This window comes from Serratia sp. LS-1 (assembly GCF_003719595.1).
Lineage (GTDB): Bacteria > Pseudomonadota > Gammaproteobacteria > Enterobacterales > Enterobacteriaceae > Serratia > Serratia ureilytica.
Genome location: NZ_CP033504.1, coordinates 3,409,534 through 3,425,538 on the forward strand (window position 1 = coordinate 3,409,534; position 16,005 = coordinate 3,425,538).

Genomic DNA, 16,005 nt, shown 5'->3' on the forward strand with positions numbered 1-16,005 from the left:
GCATAATCGCCCCCGGCTGTGGCCGCCGGGAGGCGATTAAGCCGTTAACTCTCGTATAATTCTAACGGTAAACCATCGGGATCGCTGAAAAAGGTAAAACGAGATTGAGTATAAGGATCGACGCGTACCGGTTCGCAGGCGACGCCGGCCGCCTGCAGATGGGCGATGGCTTGGTCTATATCGTCAACGCTGAACGCCAGATGGCGCAGGCCGCAAGCCTCCGGGCGGCTGACGCGGGCCGGCGGCGAAGGGAAAGAAAACAGCTCGAGGGTGTATTGCCCGTTGAGCGCCAGATCCGCTTTCCAGGAGTCACGCTCCTCGCGGTAAACTTCACTCAGCAGGGTAAAGCCGAGAATGTCGCAATAGAAATGCTTACTGGCGGTGTAGTCCGCGCCAATGATCGCGATGTGATGCACCTGACGTAATGCCAGCATAGAAACCCTCTCCTGTTCATTCTGATGGTGCACGGTATCCGGCGGCGATGAGGCCGTCAATGAGGAAGCCCGGCGCATCTTTCCAAACCGCCGGGCGCATTATGGCCTTATGGCTGCGGGGCTTTCAGCACCTTCACCAGATAGCGTCCGTCTTCCGTCAGCTTGGCGCCGTGGATATCGGTTTCAAAACCGGGATAGCGCTCGCCGATCGAGCACAGCATCAGCAGGAAATCGAGCACCGCCCGGCTCTCTTCGGTGATCATTTCCCCCGGCATCACCAGCGGCACGCCCGGCGGATAAGGCAGGATCATATTGGCCGCCACCTTGCCCACCAACTGATCCAGCTCGCAGGTTTCCACATTGCCGCGCACCTGCTCCTGGAACATCTGGTGCGGCGTCAGCTTCATTTCCGGCAGCACGTCAAACGCCCGCTGCATCAGGCGCGGCAGATCGTGTTGGCAGATCAGGCGATGAATGCCGGCGGCCAGATCCTGGATGCGCATATGGCGATAGAAATCCGGATCCTCGGCGTACAGATCCGGCAGCATGTTCTTCACCCGCAGGTTGAGATCGTAGGCGCGCTTGAAGTCGGTCAGGCCGCGCAGCAGGCTCATCGCCTTGGTTTTATCGATGCCGATGCTGAACAGGAACAGCAGGTTGTACGGCCCGGTCTTCTCCACCACGATGCCGCGCTCGTCGAGGTACTTCGCCACCAGCGCCGCCGGGATCCCCTCTTCCTCCAGCGCCCCCAGTTCATTCATGCCCGGCGTCAGGATCGTCACCTTGATCGGATCGAGATACATATGATCGCGATCGGTCTGGCCGAAACCGTGCCAGTTATCGTCCGGATCCAGCGGCCAGCACTGCGCTTCATCGATCTCTTCCGGCTGCCAGATATCGAAGAACCAGCTGTCGCTTTCCTCGCGCAGCCGCTGCACTTCACGGCGAAAATGCAGCGCGCGCTCCACCGAACGGTTGATCAAGCGGCGCCCCGGATTGCCGCGCAGCATGGCGGCGGCGGTCTCCATCGACGCCACGATGCCGTAGTGCGGCGAAGTGGTGGTGTGCATCATGTAGGCTTCGTTGAAGGTGCTCTCGTCGTAGTCGCCCTTGATATGAATCATCGAGGCCTGCGAGAAGGCCGCCAGCAGCTTGTGGGTGGATTGGGTTTCGTAGAAAACCTTACCGGGCACCCGATCGCCGCTCATGCCGCTCTTGCCGTCGTAAATCGGGTGGAAGTTGGTGTAAGGCACCCAGGCGGAGTCGAAGTGGATCGACGGCACCTCCAGCGTCTGCTTGATGTAGTCGGTGTTGTACAGCAGGCCGTCATAGGTGGAATTGGTGATCACCGCATGCACCGGCCAGGTGGCGTTCGGGGTCTCCTGCACCCGGGCGGCGATGCTGGCGCGGGTAAACTCGCGCTGCGGAATGCCGCCGAGGATGCCGTAGGCGTTGCGCAGCGGGCGCAGATAGATCGGCACGATATCGCTCATCATCAGCAGGTGGCACAGCGATTTGTGGCAATTGCGGTCGATCAGCACCGTGCTGCCCGCCGGCGCTGAATACATGCCGACGATCTTGTTGGCGGTGGAGGTGCCGTTGGTGACCAGATAGCTCTGCTCGGCATTGAAGGTGCGCGCGATGTACTCTTCGGCCTCCAGATGCGGGCCGGTGTGATCCAGCAGCGACCCGAGCTCGGTGACCGAAATCGAGATGTCGGCCTTCAGGGTATTGGCGCCGAAGAAGTCATAGAACAGGCAGCCCACCGGGCTTTTCTGGAACGCGGTGCCGGCCATGTGGCCCGGCGTGCAAAAGGTGTACTTTCCTTCGCGCACGTAGTTGAACAGCGCCTTGGTCAGCGGCGGCGTAATGGTGTCGATGTATTCCGCCGTGTATTGCTGGATGCGCTGCGCGATATCGTCCGCCGCATTCAGGCCATACTCGAAGAAATAGAGCACCATGCGCATTTCATGCAGGCTGACGTCGAAGGTGGAGTGGGTATTGATAAAGGCGTACAGCGGCAGGTATTCGTTCAGCTCGTTGATCTCGCTGCACAGCTCCAGGCTGTAATCGTCCCAGTCGAAGATCACGCCGCAGATGCGGGCATTGGCTTCGATCAGCTTCAGCAGGTCACCGCTGTTTTTGGGGTATACCAGCTGGAATCCCATCGCACCCAGCGCCGCGTGGAGCTCGCGGATCGGCTCATCTTTGTAGTAGACGCCCGTCGGGCCCATGATGGCGATGATATTCATCGGCAGCTCCTGTCAGTTAACGGCCAAGTCTCTATAACACCACGAAAATCCGGCGGTGTGTAGCCAAAAAAAAACCGCCCGAAGGCGGTTTATTACCGTGAAGATCGCAACTCAGCAGTAGCCGTAGTTCATCAGACGCTGGTAACGGCGGTTGAGCAACTCTTCGTCGTTCAGGCCATCCAGATCTTTCAGATCGGCCAGCAGCTGCGCTTTCAACGCGGCGGCCATCGCCGGCACGTCGCGGTGCGCGGAACCCAGCGGCTCCGGGATCACCGAGTCGATCAGCTTCAGCTCTTTCAGACGCGGCGCGGTGATGCCCATCGCTTCCGCGGCCAGCGGCGCCTTGTCGGCGCTCTTCCACAGGATGGAGGCGCAGCCTTCCGGCGAAATCACCGAGTAGGTGCTGTACTGCAGCATGTTCACCTTGTCGCCCACGCCGATCGCCAGCGCGCCGCCTGAGCCGCCTTCACCGATGACGGTGCAGATGACCGGTACGTTCAGGCGCGACATCTCACGCAGGTTGCGCGCGATGGCTTCCGACTGGCCGCGTTCTTCCGCGCCCACGCCCGGATAAGCGCCCGGGGTATCGATAAAGGTGATGATCGGCATTTTGAAGCGGGCGGCCATTTCCATCAGGCGCAGCGCCTTGCGGTAGCCTTCCGGCGCCGGCATGCCGAAGTTACGGCGGATCTTCTCTTTGGTCTCACGGCCTTTCTGGTGCCCGATGATCATCACCGGGCGGCCATCCAGGCGCGCAATCCCCCCGACGATCGCTTTGTCGTCGGCGTAAGCGCGATCGCCCGCCAACTCTTCGAAGTCGGTAAAGATGTGTTTGATATAATCCAGGGTATAAGGACGGCGCGGGTGGCGTGCCAATTGGGCAATCTGCCAGGCCCCAAGATCGGCAAAAATCTTGCGCGTCAGCTCAACGCTCTTTTCACGCAGGCGCTGAACCTCTTCGTCCAGATTAATATCTAATTTTTCGTCTTGACGGCTGACTGCAGTCAGCGAGTCAATTTTCGCTTCCAGCTCTGCAATCGGCTGTTCAAAATCAAGAAAATTCAGACTCATAGCATTCCTATTTTAGTCAAATTCCAAGTCCACCTGCTCATTGCCTACCAACGTCCGCAAGTCTATCAACAAGCGGTCGGTGGGCGTCACGCGCCAGGTTGCGCCAAAACGCAGCTTGGCTCGCGCATCTTCCCGTTGATAGTAGAGATGCACTGGAATCGTCCCCGAGCGATGGGGTTCCAACGACTGACGGAGACGGTTCAAAAGCTGGTCATCAATTTGCCTGTCAGTCAGCGAGATAGCAAGCCCGCGAGCGTATTTTTCCCGGGCTTCACTGATGTCCATTACCTCGCGGGCCATCATTTTAAGCCCGCCGCTAAAGTCATCAAAGCTGACCTGTCCACTGGCGATAAGGATACGGTCTTTTTCCAACAAATGCTGGTATTTTTCTAACGCTTCGGTGAATAGCATCACTTCCAGACGGCCCGAACGGTCATCCAGCGTACAGATGCCGATGCGGTTGCCGCGCTTGGTCACCATCACCCGCGCGGCGACCACCAACCCGACGGCGGTGGTCATTTTGCCCCGATCCGTCGGGTGCATGTCTTTCAAACGCTGGCCACCGGCGTAACGTTCGATCTCCTTGAGGTATTGGGTGATCGGGTGGCCGGTCAGGTACAGCCCCAGCGTTTCCCGTTCACCGTCCAACACCACCTGCTCCGGCCAGGGCGCGATGTTGGCGTAGGATTGCTCCACCTGCTCCGGCGCTTCCGCCAGCACGCCAAACATGTCCACCTGGCCGATAGCTTCGGCTTTCGCATGCTGATCCGCCGCTTTCAACGCGTCGCCGAGCGAATTCATCAGCGCGGCGCGGTGTGGCCCAAGGCGATCGAACGCCCCGGACATGATCAGTTTTTCCAGAATGCGGCGGTTCAGTTTCTTGATGTCGGAGCGCGCGCAGAGATCGAACAGGTCTTTGAAATAACCTTGCTCGCCGCTGTTGCGCGCTTCGATAATGGCTTCGATCGGCCCTTCCCCCACGCCCTTGATGGCGCCGATGCCGTAAACGATCTCGCCGTCGTCGTTGACGTGGAAGTGATACAGGCCGCTGTTGATGTCCGGCGGCAGGATCTTCAGCCCCATGCGCCAGCATTCGTCCACCAGACCCACCACTTTGTCGGTGTTGTCCATATCGGCGGTCATCACCGCCGCCATAAACTCGGCCGGATAGTGCGCCTTCAGCCACAGCGTCTGGTACGACACCAGCGCGTAGGCGGCGGAGTGCGATTTGTTGAAGCCATAACCGGCGAATTTCTCCACCAGGTCGAAGATTTTCACCGACAGTTCGCCGTCGATGCCGCGCGCTTTGGCGCCGTCTTCAAAGCCGCCGCGCTGCTTGGCCATTTCGACCGGGTTCTTTTTACCCATCGCACGGCGCAGCATGTCCGCGCCGCCCAGCGTATAGCCGGCCAGCACCTGGGCAATCTGCATCACCTGTTCCTGATACAGGATGATGCCGTAGGTCGGCTCCAGCACCGGCTTGAGCGACTCATGCTGCCACTGAATGTCCGGGTAGGAGATCTCTTCGCGGCCGTGTTTGCGGTCGATGAAGTTATCCACCATGCCCGACTGCAGCGGCCCCGGACGGAACAGCGCCACCAGTGCGATCATGTCTTCGAAGCAGTCGGGCTTCAGACGTTTGATCAAATCTTTCATGCCGCGCGATTCAAGCTGGAACACCGCCGTGGTTTCCGAACGCTGCAGCATGTCGAAGCTTTTCTTGTCGTCGAGCGGGATGGCGGCGATGTCGATCGGTTCCAGCCCGGTCTTGGCGCGCCGGGCGTTGATCATCTCCAGCGCCCAGTCGATGATGGTCAGGGTGCGCAGACCGAGGAAGTCGAACTTCACCAGCCCGGCGTATTCCACGTCGTTCTTGTCGAACTGGGTCACCGGGTGGTTCCCTTCGGCATCGCAGTACAGCGGCGCGAAGTCGGTGATCTTGGTCGGCGCGATCACCACGCCACCGGCGTGTTTACCGGCGTTGCGCGTCACCCCTTCCAGCTTGCGCGCCATGTCGATCAGCGCTTTGACCTCTTCGTCGGCCTCGTAAATCTCCGGCAGCTGCGGTTCGGCGGCGAAGGCTTTCTCCAGCGTCATGCCCGGATCCGGCGGCACCAGTTTGGAGATGCGATCGACGAACCCGTACGGGTGCCCCAACACGCGGCCTACGTCGCGGATAACCGCTTTCGCCGCCATGGTGCCGAAGGTGATGATCTGCGATACCGCTTCGCGGCCGTACATCTCCGCCACGTGCTCGATTACCTGGTCACGTTTCTCCATGCAGAAGTCGACGTCGAAGTCGGGCATCGAGACACGTTCCGGGTTCAGGAAGCGTTCGAACAGCAGGTCGAATTCCAGCGGATCGAGGTCGGTGATTTTCAACGCATAGGCCACCAGCGAACCGGCGCCGGAGCCACGCCCTGGGCCCACCGGCACGTTGTTGTCCTTCGACCACTGGATAAATTCCATCACGATCAGGAAGTAGCCGGGGAACCCCATCTGGTTGATCACTTTCAGCTCGACGTCCAGACGCTCGTCGTATTCCGGGCGGCGCTGCGCGCGCACTTCAGGATCGGGGAACAGGAACTCGAGGCGCTCTTCCAGCCCCTCTTTCGATTTGAGTACCAGGAAGTCCTCGGTGCTCATATCGCCGGTCGGGAACTGCGGCAGGAAGTACTCGCCGAGGCGAATGGTGACGTTACAGCGTTTGGCGATTTCGACGCTGTTCAGCAGCGCTTCCGGGATGTCGGCGAACAGCTCGCACATCTCGTCTTCGCTGCGCATGTATTGTTGCGGGCTGTAGTTGCGCGGCCGCTTGGGATCGTCCAGCGTAAAGCCGTCGTGGATGGCGACGCGGATCTCATGAGCGTCGAAGTCATCTTCCACCAGGAAACGCACGTCGTTGGTGGCCACCACCGGCAAACCGCGCTCGGTGGCCAGTGCCACCGCCGCATGCAGATAGTTCTCTTCATCCGGGCGGCCGGTGCGGATCAACTCCAGGTAGTAGCAGTCGGGGAAATATTGCTGGTAGAAATCCAGACACTGATCCACCTGCGCCTGGTTGCCGCGCAGCAGGAACTTGCCGACGTCGCCCTGACGCGCGCCGGAAAGCAGGATCAGCCCTTCGCGATGTTCAATCAGCCAGTCGCGATCGATGATCGGGCCGGCGGCGCCGTAGCCGCGCTGATAGGCGCGGGAAATCAGCAGCGTCAGGTTCTGGTAGCCTTCGTTGTTGCTGGCCAGCACCGTCAGCTGAGCGAGTTCGTCGCCCAAGACTTCGCTTTGCACATGGAAATCCGCGCCGATGATCGGTTTGATCCCGGCGCCGTGCGCGCTGCCGTAGAACTTCACCAGCCCGCACAGGTTGGTGAAATCGGTGATTGCCAGAGCAGGCATGGCTAACGCGGCGGCTCTTTTCACCAGCGGCGCCGTCTTGGCCAATCCATCAATCATGGAGTAGTCACTGTGGACGCGCAGGTGAATAAAACGAGGTTCGGCCATCTCCAGATACCTGATTGAAGGGGCTCAGCGTGCTGAGCCCGGGTTAATGCTATCGTCGAGCCGGTCAGGCTCGCAGGCTACAGCGCGAGCGCCCTTTTCACCGGCGCGAAGCTGCGGCGATGATGCTCGGTGGCGCCCAGCGCGGCCAGCCGCTCCAGGTGGAAGGCGGTCGGGTAGCCTTTATGCTGCGCGAAACCGTAGTCCGGGAACTCGCTGTCCAGCTCGGCCATTTCGCGATCGCGCGTGACCTTCGCCAGAATGGACGCCGCGCTGATCTCCGCCACGCGGCTGTCGCCCTTCACCACCGCCTGCGAACGCATCGGCAAGCTCGGGCAACGGTTACCGTCGATTAAAACCATGTCCGGCGCGATATGCAACCCGGCCACCGCGCGCTGCATCGCCAACATGGTGGCGTGCAAAATGTTCAGCTGGTCGATTTCCGCCGGTTCGGCGCGCCCCAGGCTCCAGGAGAGCGCTTTGGCGACGATTTCGTCATACAGCGCCAGCCGGCGTTTTTCACTGAGCTTTTTGGAGTCCGCCAGCCCGACGATCGGCCGCGCCGGATCGAGGATCACGGCGGCGGTGACCACCGCGCCGACCAACGGGCCGCGGCCCACTTCGTCCACACCGGCAATCAGCGTGGCAGCGGGATAGATAAAGGGTTCAATCATGCTTTCGCCAGCTCCAACACAGCCTGAGCGGCCTGTTCGTCCGCACCGCAACGGATGCTTTGGTGCAAGGTAAGGAAAGTCTGTTTCAACGCGTCGGTTTCCGGGCTCTCTTCCAGCAGCGGCATCACGGCGGCGGCCAGTTTGTCCGGGACGCAGTCATGCTGCAGCAGTTCGGTGACGATCTCCCGCCCCGCCAGCAGATTCGGCAGCGAGACATAAGGCGTTTTCACCAGCTTCTGCGCCAACCAGAAAGTGAACGGCTTCATGCGATAGCCCACGACCATCGGGCACTTGGCCAGCATGCATTCCAGCGCCGCCGTGCCGGATGCCAGCAGCGCCGCGTCGCTGGCGATCATCGCTTCACGCCCCTGCCCATTCAGCAGGTGTACGGTCAGATCCGGCGCCACTTCGGCCTTGATGCGCTCAAACTGCTCACGCCGTTTGGCGTTGACCAGCGGCACCACCACTTCCAGCTCGGGATAACGCGTGCGCAGCAGCTGCGCGGTTTTGAGGAAGTCGGCGCTCAGCATCTCGACTTCGGCGCCGCGGCTGCCCGGCAACAAGGCCAAACAGCGCGCCTGCGGAGCGATGCCAAGCTGAGCGCGCGCCGCCAACCGATCGGGCTGCAGCGGCATAGCGTCCGCCATGGTGTGACCGATAAACCGGCAGGGGACGTTGAAACGATCGTAAAACGCTTTTTCGAAAGGGAGAAAGGCCAGCACCAAATCGGTGGCTTTGCCTATTTTGAAAACGCGCTTTTGTCGCCAGGCCCACACGGAAGGGCTGACATAGTGGATGGTGCGAATGCCGCGCTGCTTGAGGCGGCCTTCCAGCGTGATGTTGAAGTCCGGCGCGTCGATGCCGACAAACACGTCCGGCCGCAGCTCACCGAAGCGGCGGGTGAGATCCTTGCGGATCTTCAACAGGCGTGGCAAGCGCTCGAGCACCTCCACCACGCCCATTACCGCCAGCTCTTCCATTTCGTACCAGGCCTCGCACCCTTCGGCCTGCATCAGCGGGCCGGCGACGCCAACGAAACGCGCGTCAGGGATCTGCGCCTTGAGCGCACGGATCAAACCGGCGCCGAGAATGTCACCGGAGGTTTCTCCGGCGACCAATCCGATAGTCAATGGACGATTCGACATAACTCAGCGAATGATGCCACGGGTAGAACGGGTGAAGAAATCGAGGTACTGCTGCACCACCGGCTGCTCTTTGGCCAGGGCTTCGATTTCCGCTTTCGCTTCATCCAGCGTTTTTTCGCTGCGATACAGGATTTTGTAGGCGTTGCGGATCGCCTGCATTTCATCCTTGTCAAAACCGCGGCGCTTGAGGCCGACCGCGTTGACGCCGAACGGCGTAGCGTGGTTGCCCTGAGCGATGACGAACGGAGGCACGTCCTGAGCGACACCGGAACAACCGCCTACCATCACATGCGCGCCGATAATGCAGAACTGATGGATCGCCGTCATGCCGCCGATGATGGCGTGATCGTCGATTTCCACATGCCCCGCCAGCGTGGCGTTGTTGGCCAGCACGCAAGCGTTGCCAACTACGCAGTCGTGGGCGACATGCACGTTGACCATCAGCAGGTTATCGTTGCCCACTTTGGTCAGGCCGGTGCCCTGCGCGGTGCCGCGGTGGATGGTGACGCTTTCGCGGATGCGATTGCGATCGCCCACTTCCACACGCGTCGGCTCGCCCGCGTATTTCAGATCCTGATTCACTTCGCCGATAGAGGCGAACTGATAAATCTGGTTATCGCGGCCAATCTTGGTAATGCCGTTCACCACCACGTGGGATTTCAGCACCGTGCCGGCGCCGATTTCCACCTGGGAGCCGACGTAGCAGAAAGGGCCGATATGCACGCCGGCGCCAATCACGGCGCCTTCTTCGACTATCGCGCTAGGATGGATAAAGGCGGTTTGGTCAATCACGGATTAAGCCTCCCGGCTGCGGGCACACATCATGGTTGCTTCGCAGACAATTTTACCGTCAACGGTCGCCACGCCTTTGAAGCGAGTCAGACCGCGGCGAGTTTTCTCGAAGGTGACTTCCATGACCATCTGATCGCCTGGCACCACAGGGCGCTTGAAGCGAGCTTCATCGATACCAGCGAAGTAATACAGCTCGCCCGGTTCCAGTTTGCCGACGCTTTTAAACGCCAGGATGCCGGTGGCCTGCGCCATGGCTTCCAGGATCAATACGCCTGGGAAAATCGGTTTGCCAGGGAAGTGGCCCTGGAAAAACGGTTCATTCACCGATACGTTCTTCACCGCACGCAGATATTTATGCTCTTCAAACTCGAGGACGCGGTCGACCAGCAAGAACGGGTAACGGTGAGGAAGCAGATCCAAAATTTCTGCAATATCCAGAGTATGAGTGTCAGTAGTCAAAATACTCTTCCTGTCTCTAAAAACTGATGGCATCAACAACACGGCCTGCGCTGACCCCAAAAGGAGATCATCATGCAGGCCGCAAATTAACATCTCTTTGCGCTTTTGGTCTCACGACCAACGCGTTTCGTTTTGTACCCGCGAGAGCGGGCGGCAATGACTAGTCTTTTCCGACTTTACGTTCGACAGCTTTCAAGCGCTTGCTGATCTCATCGATATTCATTACCAACGCAGCGGTTTTACGCCAAACCTTGTTAGGCTGCAACGGAATGCCCGAAGAGTATACCCCAGGTTCGGTGATTGGTCGCATAACCATTCCCATTCCGGTAACAACAACCTTGTCGGCAATTTCCATGTGACCGTTGATCACGCTGGCGCCGCCAATCTGGCAGTAGCGGCCGATTTTCAGGCTGCCGGCCATGATCACACCGCCGGCGACGGCGGTATTGTCGCCAATCACGACGTTATGTGCAATCTGGCATTGGTTGTCGATGATAACACCATTCCCGATTTGGGTGTTATCCAAAGCGCCGCGGTCAATGGTGGTGCAAGCGCCGATTTCGACGCGATCGCCGATAATCACCGTGCCCAACTGAGGGATCTTGATCCACTCGCCGCGCTCATTCGCATAGCCGAAACCGTCTGCGCCGATCACGGTGCCCGACTGAATCAGGCAGCGCTGGCCGATTTCGACCGCATGATAAATCGTTACGTTCGCCCACAGACGCGTTCCCGCGCCGATGCGTGCGTGTTTGCCGATGAAGCAGCCCGGGCCGATAACCACGTTATCGCCAAGCACCGCACCCGACTCGATCACCGCGTTCGCCCCAATGGCGACATTCTGCCCCAGCTGCGCTTCAGGCGAGACAACCGCGCTTGGCGCGATATCCTGAGCCGGCGACGGCGTGGTGTCCATCAGCTGCGCCATGCGCGCATAGGTCAGGTAAGGGTTCTTAACCACCAGCGCCGCAGCACGGCAGTGTGGTAAATCCGCTTCGGTAAGCACCACGGCGCTTGCCTGGCAGGAAGACAGCTGCTCTTGATAGCGGCTGTTTGACAAAAACGTGATTTGGCCAGGCTGTGCCGAATGCATAGAAGCAATGCCGGTGATGACGAGATCGCCATCACCGTGCAATTGTGCATCCAACTGCTGCGCTAAATCAGCCAGTCGAATTGAAAGCATGTGTTATTTAACCTGTTTCAGCACGTCAGCAGTGATATCTTTGGAAGAGTCTGCATAGGCAACGGCGTTGGCGTCGATCACCACGTCATAACCGCCTTTGCTCGCGACAGATTTCACCGCGTCCTGAATGCGGCTCAGGATCTTGTTACGCTCTTCCATCTGGCGACGACGGTTGTCCTGCTCGAAAGCCTGGGCTTTCTGAGAGAACTGCTCGCGCTGCGCCATCACGTCTTTTTCCAACTTGCTGCGGTCGCTGGCTTTCATGGTAGCGCCGTCACGCTGCAGACGTTGCATTTTGGTCTGCAGGCTACGTTCCATGTTCTGGAGTTCGCTTGCACGGCCTTTAAACTCGTTTTCCAGCTGTTTAGCGACCGCTTCGCGGGCCGGCAGCTGTTGGAAAATGCTGGAGACGTTAACGACAGCGATCTTATCTGCTGCCTGAACGCCAGCTGAAGCAGCCATTGCTAAACCGAGGCCTGCGGCACACAACCACTTTTTCACTATAAACTCCTTACCATCACCCATTTGTGTCATATGACACTGAAGTACACAATTTGCCAGACTTGTCCCACCAAACAATGAGAATCATCTCCCTCTGCCGGCGGGCGCCTGGCCATTGCGATTCTTAATAACTGTTATGCCCAGAGGCGAGACCCGTTACCAGGTCTTACCGATGTTAAACTGGAACTGTTCGGACTTGTCGCCTTCGTATTTCTTGATCGGGTTGGCGTAAGAGAACACCAATGGCCCCAATGGCGACATCCACTGCAGCGCGATACCGGCGGAAGAACGAATATTGCTGGCCTTGCTGTAGTCCGGCACGCCGTACATCAGCGTCTCGTTGGTATTCTTCCACTTGGTATCCCACACGGTACCCGCATCGATGAACAGCGACGTGCGCACAGAGTTGGCGTATTTCTCGCTGATGAACGGCGTTGGGGTGATCAGCTCCAGGCTGGCGACCGCCATGGCGTTACCGCCCACCGCGTCATCCGAACCACAGATGCTCTGACGATCGGTGGTGCTGCCGGCGTTGAACTGGCACTGGTACGAATTGGAGTTGTAGTACACCGCCTTCGGACCAATGGTGTTGGACTGGAAGCCACGCACGGTGCTCGAACCACCGGCGTAGAAGTTCTCGTAGAACGGCATTTCCTTGCCGCCCAGCCCATCCGCGTAACCCAGACGGCCGCGACCCAACAGCACCCAGGTGCGGTCGTCGTTGATCGGCACGTACTGTACGCTGTCCAGCGTCACCTTGTAGTATTCGTTGTCCGAGCCCGGAATGGTGACCTTGCCGTTCAACGTGGTGCGGTTACCCGAAGTCGGGAAGTAGCCGCGGTCCAGGTTGTTGTAGGTCCAGCCCAGGTTCAGGGTAAAGTCGTCCGTCGAGTAGCTGGCGCGGTCGGTCTTGTTCGCATCCACACCCATCGAGTCGAGGTAACGCCACATGGCGATCTGCGGCTGCATGTTCGACAGGCCGTTGTGGACATAGCCCAAGCCGGTGCGCAACGAGTTGTTTTCGTTGATCGGGAAGCCCAGCGTGCCGTCAACACCGTAACTCTTGTTGGTGTAGTCGGACAGGTCCGCGTTATCCGCTTTAAAGTCGTTGTAGAAGACGCGGCCGCCCAGGCTCACACCGTCAACGGTGAAGTACGGGTTGGTGACCGAGAATTCGGTGTACGTCTGGTAATCGTTCTTGGTGCCACTGATGCCGACCGAGTAGCCGGTACCCAACCAGTTATCCTGCTGCACGCCGGCCTGGAAGCTGACGCCGCTCTCGGTGCCGTAACCGACGCCGAAGTTAAAGGTACCGGTGTTGCGTTCTTTCACCTTGTAGGTCACGTCGACCTGATCGGCAGTGCCCGGCACGCGCTGGGTTTCCACGTCGACCGTTTCGAAGTAGCCCAGGCGGTTCAGACGCTCCTTGCCCTGCTCGACCTGCTCATTGCCGAGCCAGGCGCCTTCCATCTGGCGCATTTCGCGACGCAGTACGGAATCCTTGCTGGTGTCGTTGCCTTCGAACTTGATGCGGCGCACGTAGAAACGGTTGCCCGCGTCAACGTTGACGTGCAGCTTGACGGTTTTATCCGCGTCATTGATCTCCGGCTGGGTGCCGACGCGCGGGTAGGCGTAACCATAACGGCCCAACATCGTTTTGATGTTGTCTTCCATTTTGGTCACTTTGCTGCCGTTATACAGCTCGCCCGGCTCGATTTTGGTGATCTGAGCGACTTCCGCCGAGTGGCCGGCCAGGTTGCCGTTCACGACAACATCCGAAAGCTTGTACTGATCGCCTTCGGTGATGTTGATGGTGATGTAGATGCCTTTTTTATCCGGCGTCAGGCTCACCTGGGTAGAATCGATGTTAAAGCGGGCATAGCCGCGATCCAGATAGAAGCTGCGCAGGGTTTCGAGATCGCCCGCCAGTTTTTGCTTCTGGTATTTGCGATCGCCGACCAGGTTCCACCACGGCACTTCATCACGCAGTTGGAAGCGCGAGATCAGTTCGTCGTTGGTGAAGGCGTGGTTGCCGACGATGTTGATTTGTTGAATCTTGGCGGAGACCCCTTCCGTGAACACCAGCTTCAGGTCGACACGGTTGCGCGGCAACGGCGTGACCACGGCTTTCACCGAGGCGCTGTATTTACCGACGCTGTAGTAGAAGTCTTCCAGCCCTTTTTCAATGCTGGAAATCGTGGTGCGGTCGAGCGCCTCGCCCACCCGGACGCCGGAGGCTTCCAGGTTTTGCTTGAGCATGTCATCCTTCACCGACTTGTTGCCGGAGAAAGTGATGCTGGCGATGGTAGGACGTTCCTTCACCTGCACGATCAAGGTATTACCATCGCGCAGTACGCGCACGTCCTCGAAGTTGCCGGTGGCAAACAAGGCACGAATGGTATTACTGATGTCATCGTCAGTGACGGTATCGCCGACGCGAACCGGCATGTTGAGTAACGCCGCACCGACGGCAACTCGCTGCAGGCCTTCGAAATGAATGTCTTTCACTACGAACCCGTCTGCACCGTATACGGTGGCGCTGCCAAACAGCAGCGACGCTATGAGCAACTTTTTCATCGCCATCGTTGTTATGCGTTCTTCCTAACCTATCCCCGCCCCTAAAGGCGGGAAAAATCATTGAAAAGTGCAAGACCCATCAACAACACCAACACGATCGAACCTATGCGGTAGCTGTAGTCCTGTACTCGCTCGGAAACCGGCCCACCCTTCAGCTTTTCTATCGCCAGGAAGAGGAGATGCCCACCATCTAACACCGGTAATGGGAACAGGTTGATGATCCCCAGGTTGACGCTAATCAACGCCAGGAACATCAGATAATACACGAATCCGACTCCGGCTGACGCCCCAGCTCCCTGTGCAATCGAGATCGGGCCACTCAGGTTGTTCAGCTTTACATCACCGGTTATTAATTTGCCCAGCATGTTGACCGTCAGCCGCATCAGCTGCCAGGTCTTGTCGCCGGCCTGATACAGCGCCGGGAACGGTCCATACTGGCGAATCGTCTTATACTCTTCCGGCAGCGGCAGCACCTTTGGAATGATGCCTGCAAACCCCACCGATTTGTCTTTTCCCACCGGCTTTGTATCCGGTATCAGCGTCAAAGACAAGGGGGCGCCGTTTCTTTCAATCTCCAAAGCCAGCGGTTGCCCCGGGCCATCGTGGATACGCTTCACCAGCGTCTGCCAACGACCCAACGGCTGACCATCGACTTTAACGATCCTGTCCCCCGCTTGTAAACCCGCCTTTTGCGCCGCCGAGTTCGGCTGCACTTCCGCCAACACGGATTCGATCTGCGGGCCGCGCGGCATAATCCCCAGCGCGACAACGGGATCCTGCTTGTCCGGTTCAAAGTTCCACTGGCGCAAGTCCAGGGTTTTGGTCACCACCTGCGAAGAGCCGAACGGCGCTACGCCGACTTCGGTTTGCGCATCGCCAATCTTCGCCACCAGCGCCAGACGAACTGACTCCCAATCAGGCGTTTCGATGCCGTCAACCGACTTTAGTTCCATGCCAGACGAAATTTCAGCCTTGGCGGCGATCGATTGCGGCGCGATTTCGCCGATCACCGGACGGAAACTCGGCACGCCGATGATGAACACCAGCCAGTAGGCAAGGATAGCAAACAGGAAGTTGGCGATGGGGCCGGCGCTGATGATGGCCGCGCGCTGCCAGACGGTTTTATTGTTGAAGGCCTGGTGGCGCATCTCCGGCGCCACCGACTCCACGCGCTCGTCCAGCATCTTCACGTAGCCGCCGAGCGGGATCAGAGCGATAACGTACTCGGTGCCCTGGCGATCGGTTCGGCGCCACAGCGCCCGGCCGAAGCCGATGGAGAAGCGTTCAACGCGCACGCCGCAACGACGGGCAACCCAAAAGTGTCCGAACTCATGCACGGTAATCAAGATACCGAGCGCAATCAGAAACGCCACCAGGTTCCAAAGCACGCTGACCATCATCCCTCACTTTCCGTCATCG

Annotated in this window: 12 protein-coding genes; all 12 read right to left on the minus strand. The window is 59.0% G+C overall.

Annotated features, from left to right (window positions below):
- Positions 1–44: 44 nt before the first annotated feature.
- Complete coding sequence (locus EDY99_RS16370) at positions 45–434, minus strand: VOC family protein (protein WP_033644884.1); 390 nt, start codon at positions 432–434, stop codon at positions 45–47.
- Positions 435–541: 107 nt separating this feature from the next.
- A complete protein-coding gene (locus EDY99_RS16375; RefSeq protein WP_042785262.1) occupies positions 542–2,686 on the minus strand; it encodes a lysine decarboxylase LdcC in 2,145 nt (714 codons plus the stop codon).
- 111 nt (positions 2,687–2,797) lie between these two features.
- Complete coding sequence (gene accA / locus EDY99_RS16380) at positions 2,798–3,757, minus strand: acetyl-CoA carboxylase carboxyl transferase subunit alpha (RefSeq protein ID WP_004931972.1); 960 nt, start codon at positions 3,755–3,757, stop codon at positions 2,798–2,800.
- A gap of 12 nt (positions 3,758–3,769) precedes the next feature.
- On the minus strand, positions 3,770–7,258 hold the full coding sequence (dnaE, locus tag EDY99_RS16385) for a DNA polymerase III subunit alpha (protein ID WP_033652500.1): 3,489 nt from the start codon (positions 7,256–7,258) through the stop codon (positions 3,770–3,772).
- 77 nt (positions 7,259–7,335) lie between these two features.
- Positions 7,336–7,929: a ribonuclease HII gene (rnhB, locus tag EDY99_RS16390; RefSeq protein ID WP_033644879.1), complete on the minus strand. Its 594-nt coding sequence runs from the start codon at positions 7,927–7,929 to the stop codon at positions 7,336–7,338.
- Positions 7,926–9,074, minus strand: coding sequence for a lipid-A-disaccharide synthase (gene lpxB, locus EDY99_RS16395; RefSeq protein ID WP_004931967.1), 1,149 nt, complete (start codon positions 9,072–9,074; stop codon positions 7,926–7,928). Before lpxB ends, rnhB begins: the two co-directional genes overlap by 4 nt.
- 3 nt (positions 9,075–9,077) lie before the next feature.
- Positions 9,078–9,866 carry an acyl-ACP--UDP-N-acetylglucosamine O-acyltransferase gene (lpxA, locus tag EDY99_RS16400; RefSeq protein WP_033644878.1) on the minus strand — a complete coding sequence of 263 codons (789 nt, stop codon included), beginning with the start codon at positions 9,864–9,866 and terminating at the stop codon, positions 9,078–9,080.
- Between the two features lie 3 nt (positions 9,867–9,869).
- Entirely contained in the window at positions 9,870–10,325 is a 456-nt protein-coding gene (fabZ, locus tag EDY99_RS16405) for a 3-hydroxyacyl-ACP dehydratase FabZ (RefSeq protein WP_004931962.1), read from the minus strand.
- 160 nt (positions 10,326–10,485) lie between these two features.
- Positions 10,486–11,508, minus strand: a complete 1,023-nt coding sequence (lpxD, locus tag EDY99_RS16410; RefSeq protein ID WP_033649808.1) for a UDP-3-O-(3-hydroxymyristoyl)glucosamine N-acyltransferase — start codon at positions 11,506–11,508, stop codon at positions 10,486–10,488.
- A 3-nt stretch (positions 11,509–11,511) separates the two neighbouring features.
- On the minus strand, positions 11,512–12,009 hold the full coding sequence (gene skp, locus EDY99_RS16415) for a molecular chaperone Skp (RefSeq protein ID WP_004931958.1): 498 nt from the start codon (positions 12,007–12,009) through the stop codon (positions 11,512–11,514).
- 156 nt (positions 12,010–12,165) lie between these two features.
- On the minus strand, positions 12,166–14,592 hold the full coding sequence (gene bamA / locus EDY99_RS16420) for an outer membrane protein assembly factor BamA (RefSeq protein WP_033652498.1): 2,427 nt from the start codon (positions 14,590–14,592) through the stop codon (positions 12,166–12,168).
- A 35-nt stretch (positions 14,593–14,627) separates the two neighbouring features.
- Positions 14,628–15,983: a sigma E protease regulator RseP gene (gene rseP / locus EDY99_RS16425; protein ID WP_025304033.1), complete on the minus strand. Its 1,356-nt coding sequence runs from the start codon at positions 15,981–15,983 to the stop codon at positions 14,628–14,630.
- Between the last annotated feature and the right edge of the window lie 22 nt (positions 15,984–16,005).

Coding starts and splice junctions, on each gene's coding strand:
- EDY99_RS16370 (WP_033644884.1), bottom strand. CDS start 434: ATGCTGGCATTACGTCAGGTGCATCACATCGCGATCATTGGCGCGGAC.
- EDY99_RS16375 (WP_042785262.1), bottom strand. CDS start 2,686: ATGAATATCATCGCCATCATGGGCCCGACGGGCGTCTACTACAAAGAT.
- accA (WP_004931972.1), bottom strand. CDS start 3,757: ATGAGTCTGAATTTTCTTGATTTTGAACAGCCGATTGCAGAGCTGGAA.
- dnaE (WP_033652500.1), bottom strand. CDS start 7,258: ATGGCCGAACCTCGTTTTATTCACCTGCGCGTCCACAGTGACTACTCC.
- rnhB (WP_033644879.1), bottom strand. CDS start 7,929: ATGATTGAACCCTTTATCTATCCCGCTGCCACGCTGATTGCCGGTGTG.
- lpxB (WP_004931967.1), bottom strand. CDS start 9,074: ATGTCGAATCGTCCATTGACTATCGGATTGGTCGCCGGAGAAACCTCC.
- lpxD (WP_033649808.1), bottom strand. CDS start 11,508: ATGCTTTCAATTCGACTGGCTGATTTAGCGCAGCAGTTGGATGCACAA.
- bamA (WP_033652498.1), bottom strand. CDS start 14,592: ATGGCGATGAAAAAGTTGCTCATAGCGTCGCTGCTGTTTGGCAGCGCC.
- rseP (WP_025304033.1), bottom strand. CDS start 15,983: ATGGTCAGCGTGCTTTGGAACCTGGTGGCGTTTCTGATTGCGCTCGGT.